This window comes from Streptomyces sp. NPDC054932 (assembly GCF_053610205.1).
Map to the genome: position 1 here is coordinate 1 of NZ_JBSGXU010000304.1, position 6,187 is coordinate 6,187.

The window sequence follows — 6,187 nt, forward strand, 5'->3', positions numbered from 1 at the left end:
GGTGCACCTCGTGCACCGGGCCCGGCCCTGTTTCCTGCTCCTCGGTCCCGCAGCCCCCCGGAAGGGTCAGGCGCTCAGCGGGAACTGCTCGCCCAGCTCGCGGAAGACCGCGCCGTTGAAGTCGAAGGCGCGCTTGCACTCGTCGATGATGCGCTGCTTCTCCAGGTCGTCCGCGGCAATCGCGTCCAGCAGCTCGCGGTAGGTCCGCTTGAAGGCCGCCGGGTTGGAGATGTCCGCGAAGACGTAGAACCGGACGCCGTCGCCCTTGCGCTCGAAGCCCCAGGTGCGCTCGGCCTTGTCGCGGATGATCTGGCCGCCGGAGAGGTCGCCCAGGTAGCGGGTGTAGTGGTGGGCGACGTACCCGCCCGGCCACTCGGCGGCGCACTGGGCGACCCGGTCGGCGTACGCGCGCGTCGCGGGCAGGGCCACCACGCTCGCGCGCCAGTCCGGGCCCACCAGGTGCGCGAGGTCCCGCTCGATCTCGGCGACGCGCATGAGCTCGGGCCGGATGAACGGGCCGGCCACGGCGTCGTCCTTGAGGGACTCGGCCGCATCCTCCAGGGCCCGGTACACGAACCACAGCTGCTCGGTGTAGCGCGTGTACGCGTCCACGCCGAGCCGTCCACCCAGCAGATCGCTCATGAAGGTCGACGTCTCGGCCTCGGTGTGCTGCTCGTGCGAGGCGACGCGGATGACCGTAGAGAAGGCGTCCAAGGCGGACCTCCAGGAAGAGGAAACAGGCGTGACGGCAATGCCGCCACGCCTGATCCTCCTACTTAGGCTTGCCTAAGTCAATGTGTTCCCGACGTCCTGTCGGTAAAAAATCCCCGCCGCGAACCCGGCCGCGGACCGGCTAGGGAAGGGTCAGGATCTCCGCGCCGGAGTCCGTCACCACCAGCGTGTGCTCGAACTGCGCGGTGCGCTTGCGGTCCTTCGTGACGACCGTCCAGCCGTCCTCCCACATGTCGTACTCGTGGGTGCCCAGGGTCAGCATCGGCTCGATGGTGAAGGTCATGCCGGGCTCGATGACGGTGGTGGCGTGCGGGCTGTCGTAGTGCGGGACGATCAGGCCGGAGTGGAAGGACGAGTTGATGCCGTGGCCGGTGAAGTCCCGGACCACGCCGTAGCCGAAGCGCTTCGCGTACGACTCGATGACCCGGCCGATGACGTTGATCTGGCGGCCCGGCTTGACGGCCTTGATGGCCCGGTTCAGCGCCTCCCGGGTGCGCTCCACCAGCAGCCGCGACTCCTCGTCCACCTCCCCGCACAGGTAGGTCGCGTTGTTGTCGCCGTGCACGCCGCCGATGTACGCGGTCACGTCGAGGTTCACGATGTCGCCGTCGCGCAGGACGGTGGAATCGGGGATGCCGTGGCAGATGACCTCGTTCACGGAGGAACACAGCGACTTCGGGAAGCCCCGGTAGCCGAGCGTCGAGGGGTAGGCCCCGTGATCGCACATGTACGCGTGGGCGACCCGGTCGAGCTCGTCGGTGGTCACCCCCGGCGCGATCAGCTTGGCGGCCTCTTCCATCGCCTGGGCGGCGATCCGGCCGGCGATGCGCATGGCCTCGATGGTCTCGGCCGACTGCACCTCCGGTCCGGTGTACGGCGCGGGCGCGGGCTTGCCCACGTACTCGGGCCGGCGGATGTTTCCGGGGACGGAACGGACGGGAGAGAGCTCGCCTGGTACGAGCAGCGACTGACCGGACATGCAAGCGAGTGTATCCAGCGGGGATGGGGCAGCATGGCGGCATAGAGAGGTACGAGAGGAGCCCGACGACGATGGCCCTGTTCAAGAAGCGTCAGGTGGGCAAACCCGGCGAGTGGTACTACTGCCTGGTCCACAAGAAGGTCGAGGAAGGCCCCGAGTGCCCGGCGAAGGACCGGTTCGGGCCGTACGAAACCCCGGAGGAGGCGAACCACGCCATGGAGACGGCGCAGGAACGCAACCTCGAATGGCAGAACGACCCCAAGTGGAACGACAGGACCCGCGAGGACGAAGAGGGCGCCGGCACGGGTACGGCGTAAGCCCTACCAGCGGCTGGGCGGCGGTGCGGTCAACTGGTCGGCCAGCCGCGCCAGCCGGTCCCGGAACCGGCGCGGTCCGCGCTGCGCCGGCAGACCGTTCTCCCCGGCCGCCGCGCTGACCAGGTGCTGCACGGTGTCCAGATCCATCCCGCCGTCCGGCTCGCCGCTCTCCCCGGCCGCCCCGGACGCGGGCCCGGGCGCCGGCCCCGGCACTGGCCCCGGCCCCGGCACCGACAGGGCATCGTGCGCGAGCGCCCCCAGCTCCGGATTCCCGCCGTCCAGGGACAGTACGGTCGCCCCCGCGCGCCGGGCGTCGTGTACGCGCTCCAGCAGTCCCTCACCCGGCTCCCCGGGCGCCACCACCAGCACCGTGTGCCCGCGCCGGGCCGCCGCCAGCCTGCCCAGCCCCACCGACAGGTGCGGCGGCTGACCGGGCCGCACGTGGTGGCGCACGAGCGTGGGCGCCAGCTCCGGCTGCCCGGACCAGGCGGCCTCGTCCACCAGGTGCGCCGCCAGGTGCCAGGGCTCGTACCCCTCGGTCCCCACCAGCAGCAGGTTCCCGCCGGCCGGTACGACGGACCGGCGCAGCGATCCGGCGAAGCGGCGTGCGGCACCCGGCCACTGCGTACCGGCGAGCACCTCGCGCAGCAGCGCGACCCTCACGGCGTCCATATCGGCATCCTGCACCATGCGGGCGACACGGGGAGCGGTTCCTTCCCCTTCGCCACCCTTCGACTGTGGGCTACCCGGCAGTACCCTCGCCCCCATGACTTCCTCAGACAACACGCAGAAGCCGCCGGTCAAGGACCCGTGGGAGCTGCCGGACGTGTCCGGCCTCGTCGTCGGCGTCCTCGGCGGCACCGGCGACCAGGGCCGCGGTCTGGCCTACCGGCTCGCCAGGGCCGGCCAGAAGGTGATCATCGGCTCCCGCGCCGCCGACCGCGCGCAGACCGCGGCCGGTGAACTGGGCCTCGGCGTGGAGGGCGCGGACAACGCCGAGTGCGCGCGCCGCAGCGACATCGTCATCATCGCGGTGCCGTGGGAGGGCCACGCCAAGACCCTCGAAGCGCTCCGCGAGGACCTCGCGGGCAAGCTCGTGGTCGACTGCGTCAACCCGCTCGGCTTCGACAAGCAGGGCGCGTACGCCCTCCAGGTCGAAGAGGGCAGCGCCGCCCAGCAGGCCGCCGCCCTGCTCCCGGACTCCCGCGTCACGGCGGCCTTCCACCACCTCTCGGCCGTCCTGCTCCAGGACGAGTCGATCGACGAGATCGACACCGACGTGATGGTCCTCGGCGAAGCCCGCGCCGACACGGACATCGTCCAGGCCCTGGCCGCCCGCATCCCGGGCATGCGCGGAGTCTTCGCGGGACGCCTGCGCAACGCCCACCAGGTCGAGTCCCTGGTGGCCAACCTCATCTCCACCAACCGCCGCTACAAGGCCCACGCGGGCCTGCGCATCACGGACGTCTGACCCGCCCCCCCGACCGCCCGGCGGTCCTTACGGGAGCACTGCGGGGCATGGGGGACACTGGAGGGGCTCGACCCCGTTCAGTGTTTCCGAGGAGCTCTTCCCATGCCCCGCCTTGCCGTCTTCGCCGTTGTCGTCTGCATCTGTGCGGTGGCCGCGGCCGTCGTCGCCTTCGTGGAGGGCAGCTTCCTCGGGATCATCTGGGTGCTGCTCGCCGGCCTCACGTCCAACATGGCCTGGTACTACCTGCGCAAGGCGAAGGCCGAGAAGGCCGCCGCCGCGCGCAACGCGGTCTGACGTCTGACGCGGCCGCTCCCTAGTCCGTCGAGCAGAGGCCGTCGGTCTCCCGCCAGAAGGTGTAGAGGTCGCGGCCGCAGTACGTCTCCAGGTCCGACACGCCGAGTGCGGACAGCAGGTCGCGCACCACGTCGAAGAAGAACGCGTTGACCCCCGGGATCCACAGCAGCGCGAACACGGCGAGCAGGCCGAACGGCGCCAGCGGCTCCACCTCGCGGCGCACCCGGTACGACAGCCAGGGCTCGATGACCCCGTACCCGTCGAGGCCCGGCACCGGGAGGAAGTTCAGGATCGCCGCCGAGACCTGGAGCAGGGCGAGGAAGGCGAGCGCGTAGCGGAAGGGCAGCGGCACCCCGTCCAGGGCGTTCAGCCAGAACGGGGCCGTGCACACCACGGCGAACAGCACGTTGGTCAGCGGGCCCGCCGCCGAGATCATGCTGTGCTTCCAGCGGCCCTGGATCCGGCCCCGCTCGATGAAGACCGCGCCGCCGGGCAGGCCGATACCGCCCAGGATCACGAAGACCACCGGCAGCACGATGCTGAGCAGCGCGTGCGTGTACTTGAGCGGGTTCAGCGTCAGGTAGCCCTTGGCGCCCACCGAGAGGTCGCCGCCGTGCAGGGCGGTGCGGGCGTGCGCGTACTCGTGCAGGCACAGGGAGACGATCCACGCCGAGGTCACGAAGAGGAACACGGCGAGTCCGGTGCTCGTCGAGTACCCCGTCCACACCGCCCAGCCCGTGACGGCCATGACGGCGGCGATGCCGAGGAATACCGAACTGATCCGCCGCTCTGCGCGCACACCCTGATGCCCCATGCGGGAAACCTATCCCGGACGGCCGGCGTAAATCGGTGCGGGTCCGGGTCCGGGTGCGGGGACAATGGGCCGGTGCGTTACGCGATCCTCGGAACCGCCCAGGCCATCCACGACGACGGGACCCCCGTGGCCGTCGGCGGAGCGCGCCTTCGGGCGCTCCTGACCGCGCTCGCGCTGCGGCCGGGCCGGGTGGTCCCGGCCCCCCTGCTCGTGGCCGAGGTGTGGGACGGCGATCCGCCGGCCGAGGCGGTGGCGGCCCTGCAGGCGCTGGTGGCCCGGCTGCGGCGGGCGCTGGGGCACGCGGCCGTGCGTTCCGCGGAGGGCGGCTACCAGCTGGCCGCCGAGCGGGAGGACGTCGACCTGTACCGCTTCGAGCGGCTGGTGCGGGCCGCAGGCGCGGCACCGGACCCGGCCGAGGCGGCGGCCCTGTACGAGGAGGCCCTCGCCCTGTGGCGCGGACCGGCCCTCGCCGACCTGCCGGACCCGGCCGCGGAGGCCGCGCGCTGGGAGGCCGTACGGATGGAGGCGCGCCGGGGGCGGCTCGCGGCGGCCCTGGCGATGGGCGAGGCGGAGCGGTGCCTGCCGGAGCTGGCCGCGCTGTGCGCGCAGCAGCCGCTGGACGAGCCGTTGCACACCCTGCGCATCCGGGCCCTGCGCGACGCGGGCCGCCCGGCGGAGGCGCTGGCCGAGTACGACAGCCTGCGGCGGGAGCTGTCCGACCGGCTGGGCACCGACCCGGGCCCGGAACTGCGGGCCCTGCACGCCGAACTGCTGACCTCGGACACGAAGCCACCCACCGCTGCTGCTGCCTCGGCCGTCGCCGACGTGCCGCCGGTCGCCCCCGCGTCCGCGGGCAACCTGCGCGCCCGTCCGACCACCTTCGTCGGCCGGGAGGACGACATCCGCGTCATCGGCGACGACCTCGCGCGGTCCCGCCTCGTCACGCTCCTCGGGCCCGGCGGCGCGGGCAAGACGCGGCTGTCCCAGGAGGCCGCCGAGACGCAGGACGGGAGCGCCTGGCCCGACGGGGTGTGGCTCGTCGAGCTCGCTCCCGTCGACGACCCGGAGGACGTCGCCGAGGCCACCCTCGCCGCGCTCGGTGCCCGGGAGACCAAGCTGCGCGGAGCCGCCGCCGAGGAGCTGCGCGCCTTCACCGAACGCGCCGGGGACGACCCCCTCGACCGGCTCGCCGAGTACTGCGCACGCCGCCGGCTCCTGCTGCTGCTCGACAACTGCGAGCACGTCATCGGCGCGGCCGCCGAGCTCGCCGAGCGGCTCCTCACGCACTGCCCCGGCGTCCGGATCCTGGCCACGAGCCGCGAACCCCTCGGCGTCCCCGGGGAGTCCCTGCGCCCGGTGGAACCGCTGCCCGACCCGATCGCGCTGCGGCTGCTCGGCGACCGGGGGGCCGCCGCCCGCGCCGGGTTCACCGTCGAGGAGGACCCGGCCGCGGCCGCCGAGATCTGCCGCCGCCTCGACGGTCTGCCGCTCGCCATCGAGCTGGCCGCCGCCCGGCTGCGGCTGCTCACCCCGCGCCAGATCGCCGACCGCCTCGACGACCGCTTCCGGCTCCTGACCAG

General features: G+C 72.7%; 8 protein-coding genes. 4 read left to right on the top strand and 4 right to left on the bottom strand.

The window, feature by feature from the left end:
• Window positions 1-66: 66 nt before the first annotated feature.
• Window positions 67-714 carry a biliverdin-producing heme oxygenase gene (locus ACWGE1_RS39390; protein WP_453425280.1) on the bottom strand — a complete coding sequence of 216 codons (648 nt, stop codon included), beginning with the start codon at window positions 712-714 and terminating at the stop codon, window positions 67-69.
• Window positions 715-853: 139 nt separating this feature from the next.
• Window positions 854-1,711 (bottom strand): type I methionyl aminopeptidase, encoded by an 858-nt coding sequence (gene map / locus ACWGE1_RS39395; protein WP_453425281.1) that lies wholly within the window; start codon window positions 1,709-1,711, stop codon window positions 854-856.
• A gap of 71 nt (window positions 1,712-1,782) precedes the next feature.
• Here map and ACWGE1_RS39400 point away from each other — a divergent pair, with 71 nt between their 5' ends.
• Window positions 1,783-2,028: a hypothetical protein gene (locus tag ACWGE1_RS39400; RefSeq protein WP_453425282.1), complete on the top strand. Its 246-nt coding sequence runs from the start codon at window positions 1,783-1,785 to the stop codon at window positions 2,026-2,028.
• Between the two features lie 3 nt (window positions 2,029-2,031).
• Here ACWGE1_RS39400 and ACWGE1_RS39405 read toward each other — a convergent pair whose 3' ends face one another.
• Window positions 2,032-2,700, bottom strand: a complete 669-nt coding sequence (locus ACWGE1_RS39405; RefSeq protein WP_453425283.1) for a hypothetical protein — start codon at window positions 2,698-2,700, stop codon at window positions 2,032-2,034.
• A 94-nt stretch (window positions 2,701-2,794) separates the two neighbouring features.
• Between ACWGE1_RS39405 and npdG the strand changes: the two genes are divergently transcribed.
• Both npdG and ACWGE1_RS39415 read left to right on the top strand, forming a co-directional pair.
• Window positions 2,795-3,499, top strand: a complete 705-nt coding sequence (gene npdG / locus ACWGE1_RS39410) for an NADPH-dependent F420 reductase (protein WP_393850033.1) — start codon at window positions 2,795-2,797, stop codon at window positions 3,497-3,499.
• A gap of 102 nt (window positions 3,500-3,601) precedes the next feature.
• Entirely contained in the window at window positions 3,602-3,793 is a 192-nt protein-coding gene (locus ACWGE1_RS39415; protein WP_453425284.1) for a hypothetical protein, read from the top strand.
• A 19-nt stretch (window positions 3,794-3,812) separates the two neighbouring features.
• Here ACWGE1_RS39415 and ACWGE1_RS39420 read toward each other — a convergent pair whose 3' ends face one another.
• Entirely contained in the window at window positions 3,813-4,607 is a 795-nt protein-coding gene (locus tag ACWGE1_RS39420) for a site-2 protease family protein (protein WP_453425285.1), read from the bottom strand.
• 72 nt (window positions 4,608-4,679) lie between these two features.
• Between ACWGE1_RS39420 and ACWGE1_RS39425 the strand changes: the two genes are divergently transcribed.
• Window positions 4,680-6,187: AfsR/SARP family transcriptional regulator (locus ACWGE1_RS39425; protein ID WP_453425286.1), on the top strand; the 1,508-nt coding region annotated here is incomplete at its 3' end.

What these genes read in the sequence shown, in the direction of transcription:
- ACWGE1_RS39420 (WP_453425285.1), bottom strand. Translation starts at nt 4,607, where the DNA reads ATGGGGCATCAGGGTGTGCGCGCAGAGCGGCGGATCAGTTCGGTATTC.
- ACWGE1_RS39400 (WP_453425282.1), top strand. Translation starts at nt 1,783, where the DNA reads ATGGCCCTGTTCAAGAAGCGTCAGGTGGGCAAACCCGGCGAGTGGTAC.
- ACWGE1_RS39405 (WP_453425283.1), bottom strand. Translation starts at nt 2,700, where the DNA reads ATGGACGCCGTGAGGGTCGCGCTGCTGCGCGAGGTGCTCGCCGGTACG.
- map (WP_453425281.1), bottom strand. Translation starts at nt 1,711, where the DNA reads ATGTCCGGTCAGTCGCTGCTCGTACCAGGCGAGCTCTCTCCCGTCCGT.
- npdG (WP_393850033.1), top strand. Translation starts at nt 2,795, where the DNA reads ATGACTTCCTCAGACAACACGCAGAAGCCGCCGGTCAAGGACCCGTGG.
- ACWGE1_RS39415 (WP_453425284.1), top strand. Translation starts at nt 3,602, where the DNA reads ATGCCCCGCCTTGCCGTCTTCGCCGTTGTCGTCTGCATCTGTGCGGTG.